The 19,975-nt window shown below is 67.8% G+C and carries 13 protein-coding genes and 1 pseudogene; 7 read left to right on the forward strand and 7 right to left on the reverse strand.

The annotated features are described in order from the left end of the window. Positions 1-156: 156 nt before the first annotated feature. From ACTJJK_RS03570 to ACTJJK_RS03580, 3 genes and pseudogenes are all read left to right on the forward strand, one after another. A pseudogene (locus tag ACTJJK_RS03570) lies at positions 157-459 on the forward strand (ESPR domain-containing protein); the annotation flags it as partial. Continuing rightward, the gene (locus ACTJJK_RS03575) at positions 348-5,201 is read left to right on the forward strand and encodes a hypothetical protein (protein WP_440729491.1); all 4,854 of its coding nucleotides are present in this window, start codon (positions 348-350) and stop codon (positions 5,199-5,201) included. The pseudogene ACTJJK_RS03570 and the gene ACTJJK_RS03575, both read left to right, overlap by 112 nt. Before the next feature lie 187 nt (positions 5,202-5,388). Then, positions 5,389-7,269, forward strand: coding sequence for a S8 family peptidase (locus ACTJJK_RS03580; RefSeq protein WP_051884269.1), 1,881 nt, complete (start codon positions 5,389-5,391; stop codon positions 7,267-7,269). Positions 7,270-7,360: 91 nt separating this feature from the next. On the opposite strand, the gene ACTJJK_RS03585 is transcribed toward ACTJJK_RS03580, so the two are convergent. The 3 genes from ACTJJK_RS03585 to ACTJJK_RS03595 form a co-directional block, all read right to left on the reverse strand. Next, on the reverse strand, positions 7,361-7,645 hold the full coding sequence (locus ACTJJK_RS03585; protein ID WP_031370108.1) for a hypothetical protein: 285 nt from the start codon (positions 7,643-7,645) through the stop codon (positions 7,361-7,363). 105 nt (positions 7,646-7,750) lie between these two features. Continuing rightward, on the reverse strand, positions 7,751-8,416 hold the full coding sequence (locus ACTJJK_RS03590; protein ID WP_152566004.1) for a DUF6973 domain-containing protein: 666 nt from the start codon (positions 8,414-8,416) through the stop codon (positions 7,751-7,753). Positions 8,417-8,779: 363 nt separating this feature from the next. Then, complete coding sequence (locus ACTJJK_RS03595; RefSeq protein ID WP_223620793.1) at positions 8,780-9,727, reverse strand: extracellular catalytic domain type 1 short-chain-length polyhydroxyalkanoate depolymerase; 948 nt, start codon at positions 9,725-9,727, stop codon at positions 8,780-8,782. A gap of 215 nt (positions 9,728-9,942) precedes the next feature. Here ACTJJK_RS03595 and ACTJJK_RS03600 point away from each other — a divergent pair, with 215 nt between their 5' ends. Continuing rightward, positions 9,943-10,404 (forward strand): MaoC family dehydratase, encoded by a 462-nt coding sequence (locus tag ACTJJK_RS03600; protein WP_440729492.1) that lies wholly within the window; start codon positions 9,943-9,945, stop codon positions 10,402-10,404. 33 nt (positions 10,405-10,437) lie between these two features. Here ACTJJK_RS03600 and ACTJJK_RS03605 read toward each other — a convergent pair whose 3' ends face one another. Then, positions 10,438-11,400, reverse strand: coding sequence for a helix-turn-helix domain-containing protein (locus ACTJJK_RS03605; protein ID WP_081930508.1), 963 nt, complete (start codon positions 11,398-11,400; stop codon positions 10,438-10,440). Between the two features lie 196 nt (positions 11,401-11,596). Between ACTJJK_RS03605 and ACTJJK_RS03610 the strand changes: the two genes are divergently transcribed. From ACTJJK_RS03610 to ACTJJK_RS03620, 3 genes are all read left to right on the forward strand, one after another. After that, a complete protein-coding gene (locus ACTJJK_RS03610) occupies positions 11,597-13,843 on the forward strand; it encodes a TonB-dependent receptor (RefSeq protein ID WP_440729493.1) in 2,247 nt (748 codons plus the stop codon). Positions 13,844-13,960: 117 nt separating this feature from the next. Then, positions 13,961-14,848 (forward strand): alpha/beta fold hydrolase, encoded by an 888-nt coding sequence (locus ACTJJK_RS03615; protein ID WP_440729494.1) that lies wholly within the window; start codon positions 13,961-13,963, stop codon positions 14,846-14,848. Between the two features lie 107 nt (positions 14,849-14,955). Further along, entirely contained in the window at positions 14,956-16,497 is a 1,542-nt protein-coding gene (locus ACTJJK_RS03620; protein ID WP_440729495.1) for a class I adenylate-forming enzyme family protein, read from the forward strand. A 23-nt stretch (positions 16,498-16,520) separates the two neighbouring features. Here the strand turns inward: ACTJJK_RS03620 and ACTJJK_RS03625 are convergent, their stop codons facing one another. From ACTJJK_RS03625 to ACTJJK_RS03635, 3 genes are all read right to left on the reverse strand, one after another. Further along, complete coding sequence (locus ACTJJK_RS03625; protein ID WP_440729496.1) at positions 16,521-17,624, reverse strand: acyltransferase family protein; 1,104 nt, start codon at positions 17,622-17,624, stop codon at positions 16,521-16,523. A 336-nt stretch (positions 17,625-17,960) separates the two neighbouring features. Next, positions 17,961-18,728, reverse strand: a complete 768-nt coding sequence (locus tag ACTJJK_RS03630; RefSeq protein WP_440729497.1) for a class I SAM-dependent DNA methyltransferase — start codon at positions 18,726-18,728, stop codon at positions 17,961-17,963. Positions 18,729-18,756: 28 nt separating this feature from the next. Continuing rightward, a complete protein-coding gene (locus ACTJJK_RS03635) occupies positions 18,757-19,965 on the reverse strand; it encodes a cytochrome P450 (protein WP_440729498.1) in 1,209 nt (402 codons plus the stop codon). Positions 19,966-19,975: the final 10 nt, after the last annotated feature.

Genomic DNA, 19,975 nt, shown 5'->3' on the forward strand with positions numbered 1-19,975 from the left:
TCGGACGCAGAGGGATGACGCAGCGGCACGGTCGCACGTCGTCCATGGCGCTGGCGATCCGAACGGCCGCGGCCGTCGGTGAGAACTCGGTGATTATTCGGTGAGATCGCGAGCGTGACAACGCGGAAGCCGGCGTCTTAGGTTCGCACTCAGCCGATGTCGTCATCCACGTACGCGGCGAATCATCCAGGCGACCGGCCAGGGCGGGGCCGGCCATTCATCCAACGGCATTCGATGCGACGGCATCGACCGGTCTTCCGGTCGTTCTGGGCCGACGGGCGTCGCATGCCTCCGAAACGACACAGTGGGCGGGAGAGCGTATCGATGAACAAGATTTTCAGCCGCGTATGGAGTCACGCCAAGCAGGCGATGGTGGTGACCTCGGAATTGGCCTCGAGCGGCGGCAAGCGCGATGGCCGTCGCCGCCTGGCCGATGCCAGCGCCGGCGTGGCGGCGATGAGCCTGTTGCTGGCACTGGGCGCTCCACCTGCGTGGGCCGACGACGNGTCGGCAAGACGACGAGCGCCGCGCCGACGGCCGAATCGATCGCCGCCGACGAGACTTGCGCACGCGCGCAGGCCGACGATGCGGCGGATATCGATTGCGCCGCGGCCGCACAGGCCGTCGCCGCGGCGACGCCGATCGTCGATACGCCCTACTTCAAGATCAACGGCCCCGAAGACCTGCCGTGGACGCCGGAAGTCGAAGGTCCGGTCGATGCCATCGCCGACGGCTACAGCGCGATCGCGATGGGCTCCGGCGCCAAGGCCGAAGGCGACTACGCCAGCGCCATCGGCGACAGCAGTTGGGCGGCGAACAATGCCGCCACCGCGGTCGGCGCGCAGAGCGCGGGTGTAGGCATCGGCGCCAGCGCTTTCGGCCAGGGCGCGATGGGCTTCGGCGATGCCAGCACCGCGATCGGCCAGAGTGCGTTCGCCGGCGGTTTCGGCAACACCGCGCTCGGCGCCGGCGCCGAGGCCACCGCCGAACAAGCCGCCACCGCGCTGGGCGCCTTGAGCACCGCGGCAGGAATGGGTTCGGTTGCGATCGGCGGTTATGCCCAGGCCTATGGCAGCGGCAGCCTGGTCGGCGGCTTCAATGCCGGCGCCAACGGCGAAGCCGGCGTGGCCCTGGGCGCGAATTCGCGTGCGGTGGCCGGCGACTTCGGCGTGGCCATCGGCGGCTATGCCAACGCGGTCGGCGGCGGCAGCGTCGGCATCGGCGGCAACAGCCTGGCTTATGGCGCGCGCGCGGTCGCGCTCGGCCACAACGCCGCGGCGAGCGGCGAAGGCGCCATCGCCATCGGCGGCAGCGAATGGGTCGATCTCGATGGCGACGGCGCGCCCGATGTCGGCGAGGCGACCTATGCCGAAGGCCAGAACGCGGTCGCGATCGGCAACGTCGCCGGCGCCAGCGGCATCGGCGCGCAGGCGATCGGCGATCACGCCAGCGCCTTGAACCACAACGCCACCGCCAGCGGCGCGCAGAGCCTGGCTGCGGGCGAGGCGAGCACCGCGACCGGCGCTTACAGCGTCGCCAGCGGCGTCGAGAGCAGTGCCTACGGCTATCAGAGCCAGGCCGCGGGCGATCATGCCACCGCGGCCGGCGGTTCCAGCCTGGCCTTGGGTCAGGGCGCTTCCGCGTTCGGTACCGCCGCCAACGCGATCGGCGACTACAGCATCGCCAGCGGGTATGGCAGCGTCGCCGACGGCGCGAATTCGGTCGCCCACGGCAACGGCGCGCAAGCCCAGGGCGGCGGTGCCATTGCTCTGGGCAGCGCCAGCGTCGCGATGCACGGCAACGGCATCGCCATCGGCAACCAGAGCCTCGCCCAGGGCTTGGGCGCGACCGCGATCGGCGGTCTGGCCGAGGCCAGCGGTTTGTTCGCCACCGCTCACGGCATGTTCGCCTGGGCCAACGGACGCGAGAGTTCGGCCTTCGGCGCGGCGGCGACCGCCAACGGTTGGAAGGCGAGCGCGCTCGGCGTGGGGGCGTGGGCCGAGGGGCTGTTCGCCACCGCGCTCGGCGCCGATGCGCAGGCCAAGGACGTATCGGTCGCGGTCGGCCAGGGCACGCTCGCCGACATCGCCTCCACCGCCGTCGGCGTGCAGGCGCGCGCCGGCGAAGGCGGCGTTTCGGTCGGCAACAACACCTTGACCTCGCTCAACAGCGTCGCCCTCGGCCGCGAAAGCTGGGCCACCGGCACCGAAGCCACTTCGGTTGGCTACAACAGCTACGGCAATGGCGACGGCGCCGCGGCCCTGGGCTCGAACGCGTGGGCGATGGCGGGCAACAGCACCGCGGTCGGCTCCTACACGTCGGCAACGGCCGACAACAGCGTCGCTCTCGGCCACGGCTCCAGTACCGGCGAACGTGCCAACACGGTGTCGGTCGGCGCCGCGCAAGCCTGGACCGATCAATACGGCAACACCTTCGCCGCGATCGACCGGCAGATCGCCAACGTCGCCGCCGGCACCGAGGCGACCGACGCGGTCAACAAGGCCCAGCTCGATGCCGTCGCCGACACCGTCGGCGATGCCAACGATTACCTCGCTGCCGATGGCGCCGGCGACGGCAGCGATGCCGCCATCGCCGATGCCGAACATGCCAGCGCGGTCGGCGCCAACGCCGTCGCCGGTGGCGTCGAGAGCACCGCGGTGGGTTATCAAAGCAATGCGGTCGGCGATCATTCGACCGCGGTCGGCGGTTCCAGCCTGGCCCTGGGGCAGGGCGCATCGGCGTTCGGCACCGGCGCCAACGCAATCGGCGAACAGAGCACCGCCAACGGCTACGGCGCGGTCGCCAACGGCGCGAACAGCGCCGCGGTCGGCAGCGATGCCCTCGCCGACGGCGACGACAGCTTCGCCGGCGGCAACGGCGCGCAAGCCAACGGTGGCGGCGCGGTCGCGCTCGGCGCCGGTTCGGTGTCGAACGGCGCCTTGGGTGTGTCGATCGGTTCGGGCGCGCAGAACAACGGCTTCCTCGCGACCGCGGTCGGCGGCCTGGCGCTCGCCGATGCGCCGTTCTCGACCGCGCTCGGCAGCTTCGCGACCGCGTCGGCCTGGCAATCGACCGCGGTCGGTTCCGGCGCGTATGCGCAGGGTTGGAACTCGACTTCGGTCGGCGCCAACTCCAGCGCAGGCGGCGGTGGCGTCGCCGTCGGTGTCGGCGCCAAATCCGGCTACTGGCAGTTCGACGAGAGCACCGGCGAGAACGTCTACATCGCCACCAGCGGCACTGCGATCGGTGAGAACGCCGCCGCGACCGGGCAGTACAGCACCGCCCTGGGCGGTTTCTCGGCGGGCTCCTTCAGCTCCGCCGGCGCGAGCGGTCTGTACAGCACCGCGCTCGGCGCCGGTGCGTATGCCGGTTCGTACTGGGACAGCAGCCTGGTCGGCGACTACACCACGGCGGTGGGCGCCGAGAGCTGGGCGATAGGCGGCTCCTCGACCTCACTGGGCTTCAACAGTTTCGCCCAGGCCGAGCACGCGACCGTGCTCGGCGCCAATGCCTGGACCACGCCGGATGCCGCCAATGCGGTGGCCTTGGGCGAGGGTTCGCTGGCCGACCGCGCCGACAGCGTATCGGTGGGCGCGGCCCGCGCCTGGACCGATGCCGGCGGCACCGTGCACGCCGCCATCGATCGCCAGATCGCCAACGTCGCGGCCGGCACCGAAGCCACCGATGCGGTCAACAAGGCGCAGCTCGATGCGGTGGCCGGCGGCGTCAGTCAGGCCAATCACTACTTCAAGTCCAGCGGCAAGCAGGACGGCAGCGACGATGCCAGCATCAACGGCCAAGGCGCATTGGCCGCGGGAGCGAGTGCGGTCGCCAACGCTAACGGCAGCACCGCGGTCGGCGCCAACGCTCGCGCCGACAAGGTCAGTGGGTCGGCGTTCGGCAGCAACGCCCGGGCCGCCGAAACCAACGCTACCGCCCTGGGTGCGAACAGCCAGGCGATCGCCGCGACGGCGACGGCGGCCGGTTCCAATGCACAGGCGCGAGCCCAAGCGTCCACCGCGATCGGTTACGACGCGCGCGTTGCCGACGCCGCGCAGGACGGCACCGCGCTCGGTGCGCGTGCCCGGGTCACGGCGGCCAATGCGGTGGCGGTGGGTGCGGGCTCGGTCGCCGACCGCGCCGGCACGGTCGCGGTGGGCGCTGCCGGCAAGGAACGCCAGATCGCTCATCTCAAGGCCGGCAGCGCGAACACCGATGCGGTCAACGTCGGTCAGTTGAACGCGGCGGTCGGCGAGATCGACGAAGCACTCGCCACCACGGTCAAGTACGACGATGACGGCAAGAGCGCACTGACTCTGGAAGGCGCGAACGGCACGGTGATCGGCAACGTCGCCGACGGCCGGCTCGCCGGCGGCAGCCGCGAAGCGGTCAACGGCGGCCAGTTGTTCCAGCTCGGCGACAGCACCGCGCAGATGCTCGGCGGCGGCGCATCGATGGGGCCGAGCGGCATGATCGGGCCGACCTACGCCATCCAGGGCGGCAGTTACTACAACGTCGGCGATGCGCTCGGCGCGCTCGATGGAGCCATCGACGGACTCGATGCGCGCGTCGATCAGCTCGAGCACAAGCCGGGCAACGGCAATGGCAACGGCCATGGCAAGGACAAGGCGGCGGTCGCTGGCGAAGGCGCGGTGGCTTCGACCGGATCGGCGGGCAGTGCGCCAGTCGCGCTCGAAGCCAATGCGGCCTCGCTCGCCAGTGCCGGCAACGAAGGCATTCCGCCCCCGGTCGCCGCCGGCGTCGGCGCCACCGATGCGGCCAACGTGCAACAGGTGCAGGCCGCCAACGCGCAAGCGGTCGGCAGCGCCAATGCCTATACCGACAGCGCCGCGACGCGCACCTTGTCGTCGGCCAACGCCTACACCGACAGCCGCTACCAGGCGTTGAGCGATGAGTTCACCGGTCTGCGCGACGAACTGGGCCTGCGTCTCAACAAGCAGGACCAGCGTATCGACCGCCAGGGTGCGATGAGCGCGGCGATGATGAACATGTCCATCAACGCCGCCAACAGCCGCAGCCCGCGCGGACGCATCGCCGTGGGCGCCGGCTGGCAGAACGGCGAAAGCGCCTTGTCGGTCGGTTATTCCAAGGCGATCGGCGAACGCGCCTCGATGAGCATCGGCGGCGCTTTCAGCAGCGACGACTCGTCGGCCGGTATCGGCTTCGGCTTCGATCTGTGAGCCGGTTGCCGTTGTCGTAACGCCTCGCTCTTTCCTGCGCCGGCTCGCCTGCGCAGGAAAGACACAGGTCAGCGCAGCGTCAGTCCGCTTCGCGCCTATCCACCCACAAAACAGCGAGCGCCGCGACCGGATCCCCCGCAACGGTCGCCTTGCCCGCATCCGAATCGCACTTCCCTGGGAGAGAGATATGAAGAAGAGCACGCGCATCCTCTGCAACGGCGCGCTGGCCACCGCCGTCATCGCCGGCCTGTCGGCCTTCGCTTCGGGCTACCTGACCGGTGCCGCGCCGTGGCCGGCGTCGGGCCTGACCGCACTGGCGACGGCGAACGGCCCGGTCGCCGGCGCGCCATCCGTGCGCAAGACCTTGCTCGGCAGCGCGCCGGCGCAAGCGCGCTTCGATCGCATCATCGTCCGCTACCAGGACGCCGCACAGACGCGCAGCCGTCCTGCCTCCGTGCTCGGCGCGGTGAATGCCGCGGCGACGCGTGCCGGCCTGGCCGGATCGCGTGCCCTCGCCGGCCACGGCGCGTCCGTACTCGACGTGCAGCACGTGCGCCGATTGGCGACGGGCGCCGACGTGCTGCGTTTGTCGCGCGGCCTCGACCGCGGCGAAACCGACCGGCTGCTGGCGGAACTGCGCGCCGATCCGGCAGTGAAGTACGCCCAGCCCGATTACCTCAAGCAACGCCTGGACTTCGTCCCCGACGACCCGCGTTTCGACCTGCAGTGGCACTACACCCACCCGAGCGCGGGCATCGACGCACCGGCCGCCTGGGACACCAGCCACGGCGACGGTGTCGTGGTGGCGGTGCTCGACACCGGCTACCTCGATCATGCCGATCTCAACGCCAACATCGTGGCCGGTTACGACTTCATCCACGACCCGGACGTCGGCGGCGACGGCGACGGACGCGATGCCGACGCGCACGATCCGGGCGACTGGGTCGGCGGCAATCCGAGCTCGTTCCACGGCACCCATGTCGCCGGCACGGTCGCCGCGCTGACCAACAACGGCGTCGGCGTGGCCGGCGTGGCGTTCGCTGCGAAAGTGCAACCGGTGCGCGTGCTCGGTCACGGCGGCGGCTACACCTCGGATATCGCCGATGCCATCGTCTGGGCTTCCGGCGGCCACGTCGACGGTGTGCCGGACAATGCCGATCCCGCTGAAGTGATCAACCTGAGTCTCGGCGGCAGCGGTTCCTGCAGCCAGGACCCGGTAACGCAGGAGGCCATCGACGGCGCGGTCGCGCGCGGCGTCACCGTGGTCGTCGCCGCCGGCAACGACAATGCCGACGCCGGCTTCTTCTCGCCGGCCAGTTGCAAGGGCGTGATCACCGTCGGCGCGAGCGGCATCGACGGCGCTCGCTCGTGGTTCTCCAACTACGGCGCCACCGTCGCCGTCACCGCGCCGGGCGGCAACGCCACCAGCGGTTCCGATCCCGACGATCGCTGGATCTGGTCGCTCGGCAACGCCGGCACCCAGGCGCCGCTGCCGAGCCCGGAGGGCGATCGCCTGATGGGCATGATCGGCACCTCGATGGCGAGCCCGCACGTTGCCGGCGTGGTTGCGTTGATGCAAGCCGCGGCCACCGAGGCAGGGCGTCCGCCGCTGACGCCGGCGCAGGTGAAGGCATTGCTGCGCGGCACGGTCAAGCCGTTCACCGTCGTGCCGCCGGCGAGCAAGCCGCAAGGCCCCGGCATCGTCGACGCGGCCGCTGCGGTGCATGCGGCCACCCAGGAAATCCCGGTCGACCAGGGCGAACTGCTGAGCAACCGTGTCGCCATCGCCGGCCAGACCGGTGCGGCCGGCGATGCGCGGTTGTTCAAGATCGTGGTCCCGGCCGGAATGCGCAGCCTCAATCTGCGCAGCTACGGCGGCAGCGGCGACGTGTCGATCTACGTCGCCTACGAGCGCGTGGCGACACCGACGCTGTTCGATCGCAAGTCGGCCAAGCCCGGCACCGGCGAAGCGGTAGTGATCACCCAGCCGGCGGCGGGTACGTATTACCTGAGCGTGGTCGGCGAGAGCGCCTTCAGCGGCGTCTCGGTGCTGGGGGTGTATCAGTAAGCAGCCTGCCGCGGAAACGCAGGGAGGCGGGTATGTTCCGCCTCCCTGATCCTGCGGCTGCAGATTCGATCCTGACCGGGTCGGATCGAACTCAACGTCGCTCGATATCGAAACGCACCACCTGATCGAGGTCGTTGTACTCGATCGCATAGCGCTCCAAATGCACGCCGTAAGGCGAAGCGCCGAGTTCGTAGTAATCGTTACGCAAGGTACTTCGATCGGGCGGGCCGAGCAGCTCGGTCACCTCGGTGCGGCGCATGCCTTCGCGGATATGGCCGCCCTCTTCGAGGGGGACGACCTGTTCGACCCGCGGATTGTCCAAAACGGTGGAACCGCGCTGTTCGCGCCACAGTTCGGCATCGAAGTCGCTGGACATTTTGCAACCTGCCATCGTTAGGCCCAGGAGGGCAAGTAAGAGGCGTTTCGGGCAGTGCGACAAGGAGTGCACTCCTGACGTCGGTCCGGCCGTGGCTCAGGTGCTTCAGGAAGGATAGGTCTCGCCGTCGGGCCTGGGCTTGCCTTCTTCCATGAACTGGCCATCGGCCTTTCCATGATCTCCCACCGGCACCTGATCGCTCCACGCCAGATTGCCCTGCCGATCGATCACGATCATCTCGCCGTTGCCGACCGCCGCCTGGACCAGGTCGGCGAGCTCCTTATTGCTGGCATGAGGGTTCTCGGTGGCGATGCGGCGACCGACCTCGTTGTTGTAGAGGTCCATCGCCTCGCGATCGCTCTTATTGCTCGTTCCCTCATGCGCGGTGGCGAAGTCCTTGGCGAATTTCTCGCCGTACTCCTTGGTCATGCGTGCGTTCCAATAGGCATGGCGGAACGCATCCTGGTGACCGTCCTCGGCGCTTTCGGTGTCGAATCGCTTCTCGGACGTGCTGAAGGCCTCCTTCCCGATCTTCTTGAACTCGTCGACGCCGATCAAACCCTCCTTGGACTGGAGGTTGTCGAGCATCTCGCCTTCGGTCTTGGTCATCTTCGTCGACTTGACGAACCAGCCGACGTAGTTCGGCTCCCATTTGATCATCTTGTCGGTTTCGACTTGATAATCGCGCTCGATCTGGCCCAGGTCCGGGCGCGAGTTCAAGGGTTGATTGGGTTGAATCGCACTGCCACCGCCGATGGGATCCAACAACATGACACGCTCCTGTGCAGTTGTGACTGGAGGCCAGTAGACGATGACCGAGCGTGGCCGGCAACCTAGGTCGATCCCTAGTGCAAGTATCTGAAATTAAAGAAATTATTCGGGAAATTTATTGGTGCGGAAGAAATCTTGTGCGGGTTGGATAAGGCTATCGTCGGAGATCACGTTCCCGATCACGACACGCGTCGCAGTTCCGTCGTCGCCCGCTTCCTGGCGTTGGAAGCGTGCGTAGATTTCCGCTGATGTCGCACGGGCGGTCGTTCCGCCAAGTGAACGACAAGTCGCGGAGTGCAGGAGTCCAGGCAATCGCATGCCACGAAATCCGCAGCGCGCCGGGCGCAGTCCAGTCGCCGAGACTCAGGGCTTGGGATGGGCGAGAAAGAAATCCCAGCTGAGGTTGCTGGCATCGGGGCCGGAGGGATCGCCGTAGAGGCTGCAAGGGCAGCCGCCCGGGTAGGCATGGCCGGCGCCGTCGATCAGATAGGACTCGATCAAGGACGGGCCGGTCGCGGCCGCGCGATACGCCTTGTGGGTGTAGGTGCGGCCGCCCGGCACCTGGCCATGCACCACCTCGTCGGCGACGCTGTCGATGCCCGCGACGGTCGCCCACTGACCGACGAGGCGTTCGGCCGTCGACGGCGCCACGACCAGATCGGCGCTGCCCTGGAAGATCAATGCCGGCACGGCGCGGCGGCGGCTGCCCATCTCGGCGATGGCCTTGTTCCCAGAGGTTTCGGGCGACTGCAGCTGCAGGATGTCGCAGTCGTATTCGCAGCCGGCGAGGATGCTGGCGGCGGCGTAGAGGTCCGGATAGGTTACGGCCATGATGTTGGCCATGACCCCGCCGGCGGACACGCCGGTGACGTAGATCCGCCGCGGATCGACGCTGTAGCGCGAGCGCAGCTTGTTGGTGATGCCGGCGATGATCGACGGCTCGCCGAGGCCGCGATGCTGGTTGCTCTCCAGGTACCAGTTCCAGCAGCCGAGCGGATTGGCGAGGTTGTTCTGGTCGGGAAAGACGACGATGAAGCCGCGTTGCTCGGCGAGCTGGGTCCAGCCGGAAAGCAATTCGAAACCGACGTCGTTTTCGGTGCAGCCGTGCAGGGCCACCAGCATCGGCATCGGCACACCGGGGCGGTAACTGGTCGGTACGTAGCCGTGGTAATCGCGGGCGCCGGCCAGGCTGACGTAGAGGTCGCGGAAATAGCCGGCTGCGTAAGCGGGCGCCGGGATCGACGACACCAACAACAGGGCGGCGAGCGCGCACAGGAAGCGGCGGCGCAGGGCGATGGACGGTAGCGACATGACGGTCTCTCCTGGCGGTCGGACGACCGCGCGGTCTTCGCGTTGTAGCCGCTCGCGTCGGGCCAAGTTTCACCGCGGGAGCACCAAGTCTTGACCACAGCCGATCGCTTGCGCGAAGTGCGGGCCGCGGTCGCGAATCCGGTCGGACCTCGCCGCCGGGCGCGATCGTCGCGCTAAGCTGGCGTGCACTTCACCGCATCGGCCAGGGAGTCTCGATGAGCCAGCGTTATACCTTCGACAATCTCGGCGAGCACGTGGCGAAGGAGCTCGGCGTGTCCGCCTGGCAGACGGTCGACCAGACGATGATCGACCGATTCGCCGAGACCACCGGCGACCGCCAGTGGATCCATGTCGATGTCGAACGCTGCCGCAAGGAGAGTCCGTTCGGCGGCACCATCGCCCACGGTTTCCTGTTGTTGTCGCTGCTCGCGCCGCTGCAGATGCAGCTCGGCATCTTGCCCGAAGACATTTCGCAGGCCCTCAACGCCGGTCTCGGCGAGGTCAGGTTCCAGGCGCCGGTGCTGGCCGGCGAGCGTGTGCGGGTGCGGGTCGCGTTGGCCGCGGTCGAAGCGAAGGGCGAGGGCCGCCTGCTGATGATCACCCGCAACGTCATGGAAATAGAAGGCAAGGACAAGCCAGCGCTGGTCGCCGACATGGCGGCGATGCTGTATCGCTGATCCAGCAGGGACGTGCTGGCCGGCGTGGCGCGCTCAGTGGCGGCGCAGTTCGCTCGGCGAAACCCCGAACTGCTGGCGGAACACTCGGCAGAAGTTCGACTGCGAACGAAAGCCGTTGCGGTAGGCGATCTCGGAGATCGGCAGCTTGGCCAGGGCCGCGTTGGTCAGCATATCGCGGGCCTTGCCCAGGCGCAGGGCCCGCAGCCGCTCCATCACCGACTGCCCGCTGTCGCGGAACAAGCGGTGCAGATAGCCTTCGGAGATGCTGCAACGCTGGGCGATCATTTCCGCCGACAGGTCCTCGTTCGAGTAATGCGCCTCGATGAAATCCAGCGCGCGCTGCTTGTGCGCGGCGGCCAGCGAGCGGTCGTCGCAGAAGGTGCGCGAATCGCCGCGCAGCATCAGGGCGACCAGGTCGCACAACTGCGTGGTCAGGACCTGCGCTTCGCCTTCGCCGAGCTGCTTGGCCAGGCGGTCGATCTGCCGCGCATAGGCGCCGAGCAATTCGGCGCGCGGGTCGGTGCCATCCAGCGGCGCCGAGAACACGGTCGGCAGATGCGACACGCGTTGCTGCAGCAGATGCGCCGGTATCAGGGTGTTGAAGCTTTTGTAGCAGCCTTCCGGTTGTACCTCGCCGACCACCGCGGCCGAGATCAGGTAGATGCGGTCGGGCACCAGGATCACGTCGTGGCCGCCGACGAGGTTGCGCGAGCTGCCGGCGGCGGGCAGGGCGAGCACGTAGTTCTGCGCCAGTCCCGACAGATGCTGCGGGGTGCGGCGCATGTGCAGCCCGCTCAGGGCGATGTGGTTGAGTTGCAGCGCGCCGACCGATTGGCTCGCCAGCCAGCCCATGCGTCCTTCCGGGCGGGTCAGTTGAACGTCGGCGCTGCCGAAGCCGGGCGAATGCACGGTCGACCAGCCGCCCATCGCGATCCGTGGAGTCGCCGCGGCCTTGGCGGGGAATGCAGTCGGCGCTGCAACCTCGGTTGCGAACATGGCGATCCCTCGGTGAACTGTCGATCGGCATCTTAGGAGCCTTGCGGCTCGCGCTGCATGTTGCGACGCAGCACGTCTGTGCACTCAGGGTCAATGCGGTGTGCTCCCGCGGTGGAACCGCGGCGAGGCGACGCCGCTATGTTGCAGCCATGCCGTCATTGCGACGACGGCGATGCGCGCAGGGGAACGGACCAGGATGAGACACAGGCTTTTGAGCGTGGCGATCGGTGTGGCGATGTCGACGCAGTGGTCGGCGGTGCGGGCGCAGGAGGTGCAGGGGGCATCGACCGAGACCCGAACCGAGGCCGAAGCAGTGCAGGGCGAATCGGAAAAGAAACCGACCCAGTTGGAATCGATCACGGTGACCGCGCGCAAACGCGAGGAAACCCTGCAGGACGTGCCGGTCGCGGTCAGCGCCTTCACCGCCTCTGCGCTGTTCAAGCAGAACGTGCAGACCCTGGCCGACCTGCAGGGCAAGGTGCCGTCGCTGCAGGTGTATGCGGCGCGCGGTTCCAACACCACCCTGACCGCCTACATCCGCGGCATCGGCCAGTCCGACCCGACCTGGGGCTTCGACCCGGCCGTGGGCGTGTACCTCGACGACGTCTATCTGGCGCGGCCGCAAGGGGCCTTGCTCGACGTGTTCGACGTCAGCCGCATCGAAGTGCTGCGCGGCCCGCAAGGCAGCCTGTACGGCAAGAACACCATCGGCGGCGCGATCAAGTACGTATCGAGCCCCTTGCCCAAGAGCACTCAAGGTTCCGTCGAAGCCACGGTCGGCACCCATGGCGAACGCGGTGCCAAGGCCAGCCTGGGCGGCGCCAGCGACGATGGCGTCTGGCGCGCCCGCGTCGCCGTCGCCAGCATGCACAACGACGGCTACGGCAAGAACCTGGTCCAGGACAGCCGCAACGGCAACAAGAACACCAACGCCGCACGCGCCACCTTCGGTTACTTCCCGTCGGATACGTTCAACGTCGAACTCGCGCTCGACGGCATGCACGACAACTCCAACCCGCGCGGCGCCAAGATGTTGAAGGCGAACAAGTACTATCCGGCGTACAAGCCGCTAGACAGCGACTTCGACACCCGCAGCGCGATGCCCCAGGTCAACCACAGCGAGCTGGAAGGGGCGGCGCTGACCGTCAAGTGGATCGCCAGCGCCGACTGGGCGTTCAAGTCGATCACCGCCTACCGCAGCTCGTCGACCCAGAGCAATATCGATTTCGACACCTTGCCGGAACGGATCGGCGAAGCTTCCGGCGGCTACAGCGACCATCAGTTCAGCCAGGAACTGCAGGCCAATTACGATGCCGGCGGCAAGCTCCACGGCGTGTTCGGCCTGTTCTACTTCAAGGGTGCGGCCGGCGGCATCAACCGCAGCACCTTCCTGGGCTCGCCGCCATACACCGCGCTGCGGCTGTCGCAGTACGCGGTCAGCAGCGGCCGCATCGGCACCCGCAGCATCGCCGCCTATGGCGATTTCACCTGGGACCTCGACCCGCAGTGGAGCCTCGATCTGGGGCTGCGCCTGACCGAGGAGACCAAGGACGCGCTGATCCAGAACTACGCCTTCGCCGACGGCGCCTTCCAGGTGCCGATCGCCGAGCTGGCCGACTTCACCGGCTCGAACACCTCGCGCAACGTCTCGCCGAAACTGACCCTGTCCTGGCGCGCCAACGATCACGTCAATCTGTATGCCAGCTATAACGCCGGCTTCCATTCCGGCGGCTACAACATCCGCGCCAATTGCGCGGTGATCCCGGCTTCGTGCCGGCCGATCGACGACGAGAAGGTCCAGTCCTTTGAGCTGGGCAGCAAGATGACCTTCTTCGACGATCGCCTGATGATGAACACCTCGTTGTTCCACAACGACTACAGCAACATCCAGTTGTCGGTGTTCACCTCCTACACCTTGCCGAACGGCAGTCCCGGCTTCTTCGGCGACTTCACCAACGCCGGCAAGGGCACCATCCAGGGGCTGGAACACGAGTTCGCCTGGAAGCCCTCCGAGCATTGGACGCTCAGCGGCAACGTCGCTTACCTGAGCAGTAAGTACGATGAGTACCGCAGCGGCGGCGTGGACATCGCCGACAGCCAGCGCTTCACCAACGCACCGAAATGGTCGGGCGGGCTGAGCCTGGACGCGCTGTATCCGCTCGCCAACGGCGGCAGCCTCGGCGGGCGCATCAATTACAGCTATCAGAGCAAGACCTATCCCGAGACGACCTTGTCGCCGCTGATCGCGCAGCCGGCTTACGGATTGTGGAACGCCGGGCTGATCTGGCAGATCAACCAGCCGTGGACCTTGAGCCTGCAGGGCAGCAACCTGGGCAATAAGTCCTATCGCAGCACCGGCTACCACATCGCCGCGCTCGATATCGTCACCGGTTTCTACGGCGCGCCGCGCACAGTGAGCCTGTCGGCGCGCTACGAGTTCTGAGTGCAAGTCCCTCCGACGCTGGCCGCGAACGGCGCAGCGGGCGTTTCGATCGGCCCTCGGTCGGCACATGCTCGGGGGCCGACCACACTTTCGTTGGCACAGGAATCCCCACCCACCATGTCGGCCGAACCTTACGACGCATTGCATTGGCATAGCCGCGACGGGCTGCGGCTGTACGCCCGCGATTATCCGGGGGCGGTCTACGCCGACGCGAGGCCGCGCTGCCCGGTGATCTGCATTCCGGGGTTGACCCGCAACTCGGCCGATTTCGACGAGATCGCCCGCGTGCTCGCCGCGGCCGGGCGGCGCGTACTGGCGGTGGACCTGCGCGGCCGCGGCCGTTCGCAGTACGCCGACGACCCGTCCAGCTACAGCGCCGACCGCTATGCGCTGGATATTCTCGATTTGATGGCCGCGCAATCGATCCCGCGCGCGGTCTTCATCGGCACCTCGCTCGGCGTGTGGGTGACCATGACCGTGGCGGTGAAGCAGCCGGCCGCGGTGGCGGCGGCGGTACTCAACGACGCCGGCCCGCAGGCGCCGAAGTCGGCGCTGGACCGGATCGCGCGCTACGCCGGCGTGCCGGTGCCGGCGATGACGCGCGAAGACGCGGCGGCTTATATCGAACGCATCGGCAGCGCCGCCTATCCGAAGTACACGCGCGCGGACTGGGCGCGGATGATCGAGCGCATGTTCCGGGTCCGCGACGACGGCCTGCTGGTGCTCGACTACGACCCGAAGATCATCCGCACGGTCAGCCCTACCAAGTTGTGGCTGCTGCGGCCGTTGATGTGGCATCTCTACCGCAAGCTCGCCGCCGGCCGGCCGATCCTGCTGCTGCGCGGCGCCTTGTCCGACATCCTCGAGGCCAAGACCGCCCGGCGCATGGCCGCGGTGTCGCCGCTGGTGCGCCTGGTCGAGGTGCCCGATGTCGGCCATGCGCCGTCCTTGTCCGAACTGGATGCCCGGATCGGCATAGAAACCCTGCTCGACGTTGCGGATTGAGACCGCGGCCCTGTCTGCGCGCGTCGATGCCCTCAATCTGGGCGGGCAGCGGCGCGTTCCGATCCCTTCGCCCTGACCGAGCCTTCCCGCGACACGGAGACCCTTCCATGTTGGATGCACCGCAACCGTTGCTGCCCGAAATCTTCGCCCTGCACGGCCGCTGGCGCGCGCGCTCGCCCGCGCTGGTCGCGCCGCAGCGGACCCTGGACTGGCAAAGCCTGGACCGCAGCACCAACCGCATCGCCAATGCCCTGATCGGCGCCGGCTCGCGCCACGGCGACCGCGTCGCGCTGCTGATGTCCAACTGCATCGAGATGGCCGAATTGATCGTCGGCATCATGAAGGCCGGTTGCGTCGCCGTGCCGCTCAACACCGCGATCAGCGCCGAGAGCGCGGCGAGCATGTTGGCCGATTCGGGAGCCGTGTTCGTATTCGCGACCGCCGATCACGCCGCTCGCATCGGTGCGATTCCCGGCATCGCCCGCATCGAGGTGGTCGGCGAGGGCGCCTCGGCCGCGGCCGGTTGGCGCGCGTATGCGGACTGGCTCGGCGGCGCCGACTCGCATCCGCCGACGGTGCCGGTGTCCGCGACCGACCTGTGCAACATCATCTACTCCTCGGGCACCACCGGCGAGCCGAAAGGCATCGTCCACAGTCACGGCACGCGCGTGGCCTGGGCCTACGACGCGGCCCTGGCGCTGCGTTATCACGCCGGCGCCCGCACTCTACTGGTCACCGGGTTGTACTCGAACATCAGCTGGGCCGCCTTGCTCGGCACTTGGCTCAGCGGCGGCACGGTGGTGCTGCGGCATGTCTTCGATGTCGCCGACACCCTGGCCACCATCGCCCGCGAGCGCATCACCCACACCGCGATGGTGCCGGTGCAATACCAGCGGCTGCTCGATCATCCGCAGTTCTGGACCACCGACCGTTCTTCGCTGCAGGCGATCATGAGCGTGGGTTCGTCCTTGCCGCTGGCGACCAAGGCCGGCCTGATCGAGACCTGCCGTTGCGACGTGATCGAGGTCTACGGCACCACCGAAGGCATCATCACCGCGCTCGACCCGGAGGATGCCGAGAGCCATCTCTCCTCGGTCGGTAAGCCCTTGCCCGGCGTCGACCTGTTGATCCTCGACGAGCACGACCGCCCGCTCGAAGCCGGCCAGGCCGGCGAAATCGTCGGCCGCAGCCGTTTCGCCATGGCGGGTTATTGGCGACGGCCCGAAGCCACCGCGCAGGCCACCTGGATCGACGAGGCCGGACGCAGCTGGCTGCGCACCGGCGACATCGGCCGCCTCGACGAGGAGGGTTATCTCTACATCCTCGACCGCAAGAAGGACCTGATCATCTCCGGCGGCCAGAACATCTATCCGGCCGACATCGAGGCCGTGTTGATGCAGCACGCCGCGATCGCCGAATGCGCGGTCATCGGCGTGCCGAGCCCGGTCTGGGGCGAATCGCCGTTGGCCCTGGTGATCGTCAAGGACGCCGAGGCCGGCGACGGCGAAGCGATCAAGCACTGGCTAAACGAGCGCGTCGGCAAACAGCAGCGGGTGGCCGCGGTCGAGATCCGCGATCACCTGCCACGCAACCCGACCGGCAAGCTGCTCAAGCGCGAGTTGCGCGCGCCGTATTGGCCGAGCGCCTGAGACGCGGCGACCGACCCGCCGGCTTACGCCGGTTGCGCGACCGGCGTCGGCCGAGGCTTGAACAGAAACCCGCCGATCGACTGCACGGGACGTTCGAGCCAGCGATACGAAGCGATGCCGACCGCCAGGCATAACAGGATCGCCACGACCACCGAGGCTGCGTGCAGGCCCTGCACCTGGCCGATGGCGGTGTTGCGCCACAGCCGGCCCGTCAACGAGATCACGAACGGGTGCGCGAGGTAGATCGAGTACGAGGCGTTGCCGAGGATCAGCAGCCAGCGCGGAATGCGCACCGGGCCGGCGCTCTCCCACGCCACCGCGCCGAGGACGATGACGGCGCTGGCCGAGCCGAACATCGCAGTCCGCAGCATCGGCGAGGGCTCGTGGGCACCGGCCTGGGCCAGGACGAACATGCTCGCAACGAAAGCGAACGCACCTAGCGACAGGCAGGGCAGGCCGTAGCGCGCCGGCAGCCGTCGCCAGTGCAGCCCGACCAGGGCGCCGGCGATGAATTCGAGCACCATAGGGCTGGACGCGACCGTCAGCCACGGCGGCGCATTGGCGCCGGCCGTGGCGTGGACCGCCATTGCCGTGATGCCCCAACCGGCCAGGAAGGTCCCGGCGTAACGCTCCGGCAGCAGTGCGATGGCGACCGCCATGGCCAGATAGAAATACGCTTCGTAGATCAGGGTCCAACCGACCATCAGGATCGGGAGCGAGGCCTGCGGCCACAACAGGTACGAGGTCGCGATTTTGCCGTAGTCGTGCGAGGCGTCGAGGACGCCGGGCATCAGCAGCATCGGCGCGACCAGCAGGCTGGTGTAGAACCAATAGGGCGGTACGATGCGCCAGGCCCGGCGCAACAGGAAGTGCCCGGCGCCGGCCGGCGAGCGGTAGCTGCCCGCGGCCACCGAGACCATGACGAAGCCCGAAATCACGAAGAACAGGTCGACGCCGCCGTAGGCGAATTCGAGCAGACTCGGCAAGATCTGCCGGCCTTGCCCGTGCAGGTCTTCCATCAGGCGCAGATGGAACAGGACGACCAATACCGCGGCGATGCCGCGCAAAGCCTGGATCGAAGAAAAGAATGCGGCGCGCGGCCGCATCGTAGTGCTGGGTTCTGTCACTGCGCCTTCTCTGAGCTGCCGATTCGCTTGCGTTCCGACGGGCCGGTCGCGCAACGCGCCGGGTCTCAGGGACGCAAGAGCTTTCGCGTCACGCGCGAGTGGGCAGTAGAGAGGGAGCCGTCGAAGATTTCTCCGCCGCTTGAAACGGTTGAGAACTTTGAAACATTTCTTGTCGAGCGGGTTCAGTGCGGGTTTACGCACCAGCCTGGTATCGGTCTGCGACGACTCGATGCCTTGGCATGAGGGTGACGCCTCTGTTCTGGTCGCGGTTTGCGGGCACGCGGCCGCGTCGAAGAGGGGACGCGCAGGGATTACGGAATGTCCGCAATCAGGCGCTCACCGAAAGGCCTCGACGATCAGGGCATGAGGCTGCTCGAGATAGTTGTGCCAGAACTCGTCGTCCCTGACGCTGCGGCCGTTTTCCGACAGGGTCGGCAGGTGCCATTGCACGTGGCCGAAGCCGGCCTCGCGGAAGGCGCGGTCGTGGGCGTCGCGCGACCAATAAAACGCATCCAGGTCGAGTGTGTGCTCGCCGAACCAGGCGTGCAGGTGCACCGGTGCGCCTTCCTTGCGGCCCTGTGCGGCGGTCAAGGTCATGCCGTAATGCCGGTACCACTGCTCGTCGCTGGAGAACTCGGGGTTCAGCACCGCTGCGACGAAACGATCGCCCGGGCCGGACAAGGCTTCGAAGGCGGTGCGGCAGATCGCGGTGAGGCCTTCGCGGGATTCGGCGTACGGCAACACGTACACCGCCGTGACCAGATCGAAACGTTCGCCGAGGTCGTCGGCGACGGTGCCCGGATCGCGCGCGGCGTCGCGCCAGTGGTAGTGGATGCCGAGCGGGGCCAGGCGCTCGTGGGCGCGGGCGTGGCTGATCATCCCGGCCGACACGTCCAAGCCGACCACGCGGCGTGCGCCGCGCTCGGCGATGGCGCGGGTGTAGAGCCCACTGCCGCAGCCCAGGTCGAGCACGCGCAAGTGGCGGGTGTCGCCGATCACCCGCAGCACGCTGTGCATTTCGATATGGCGGCGAAACGGCATCTCGTCGATGCTGCTCTCGTAGGCATCGGCGAGCGCATCGAACTGGCTGTCCATCGTTTGCATGGGAACCTCGATAAGGTCGGTGGGCGGGTCACCAGGCGACCGGCAGGCTGACCGGCCGAATGAAGAGAATGTTCTTTTCCCAGGGAATCTCGCCGGCGGGAACGGCGAGGGTGAGGCTCGGGAACCGGGCGAACAGCATGCGATAAGCGACTTCCAGGAACATCCGCACCAGCGCCGAGCCGAGGCAGAAGTGCGGGCCGGCGCCGAAGGTCGCGGTGCCGTCGGTCGAGCGGTGGATGTCGAATTTGGCCGGGTGCTTGTAGTACTTCGGGTCCCAGGTCACGCCGAGCATGGTGGCGCATACCGCTTCGCCGCGGCGGATCAGGGTGTCCTTGAGCGCCACGTCCTCGGTGGCCACGCGCGGCAGGCCCAGCACGCCGTTGTGGTGATAGCGCAACACTTCCTCGATCGCCTTGGGCCACAGGGTGGGATCGTCGATGCACTGCTGCAACTGGGGGCGATGCTCCAGCAAGGTCAGCACGCCGGTCGACAGCGGCGGGATCAGCGGCTCCGAGCCGGTGACGAACAGATAGCAGACCGTGCCGACGAGTTCGTCTTCGTCGATCAAGCCTTGCGTGCGGGCTTCGATCAAGGCGCCGATCGGATCGGCGTGGCCGGGGTGCTTGCGCTTGAGGGCGATGATGTCGCGCGAGAAATCCAGGATCTTGGCCGTCGCCTGCGCGACTTCCTCCGCCGTCGCCTGATAATTGGTCTGGGTGTGGAAATACGCCAGGTACTGCTCGCGAAAATCCACCGGCACCTGCAGCATGTCGCAGCTGCTGTGCAGCGGCAGTTGGGTGGAATAGGCCTGCATCAGATCGGCCGGGTTGTCGCCGCCGGCCATGGCGTCGAGCAACTGCGTGGCATGCCGTTCGACCAGCGGACGGAACCGCTCGACGCCGGTGCGCGTGTAGAAATGGCCGATGACCCGGCGCACCCGGGTGTGATCGGGCGGGTCGAGGTTGAACAGGCCGCCGGGCACCGCGGTGAAATCCTCGCCGACGAAACGCGGCGCGCCCGAGTAGGTCAGGTCGCGCGAGAAACGCTTGTCGGTGAGGACCAGGCCGATGTCGTCCTTGTTCGTCACCATCCAGGCGCGGGTACCGCTGGGCAGGCTGATCGGGCACACCGGCCGGTGTTTGCGCGCCCAGGCGATGGTCTCGGGCGGCGTGCCGAGCGGGCCGATGGCGAACGGATAGCTGAGAACGTCCTGGGCTTGATCGAGCGGGCTGGGCATGGCGGCTCTC

Origin of the sequence: Lysobacter sp. 22409 (genome assembly GCF_052045105.1) — a bacterium.
Classification (GTDB): Bacteria; Pseudomonadota; Gammaproteobacteria; order Xanthomonadales; family Xanthomonadaceae; genus Lysobacter; species Lysobacter antibioticus_B.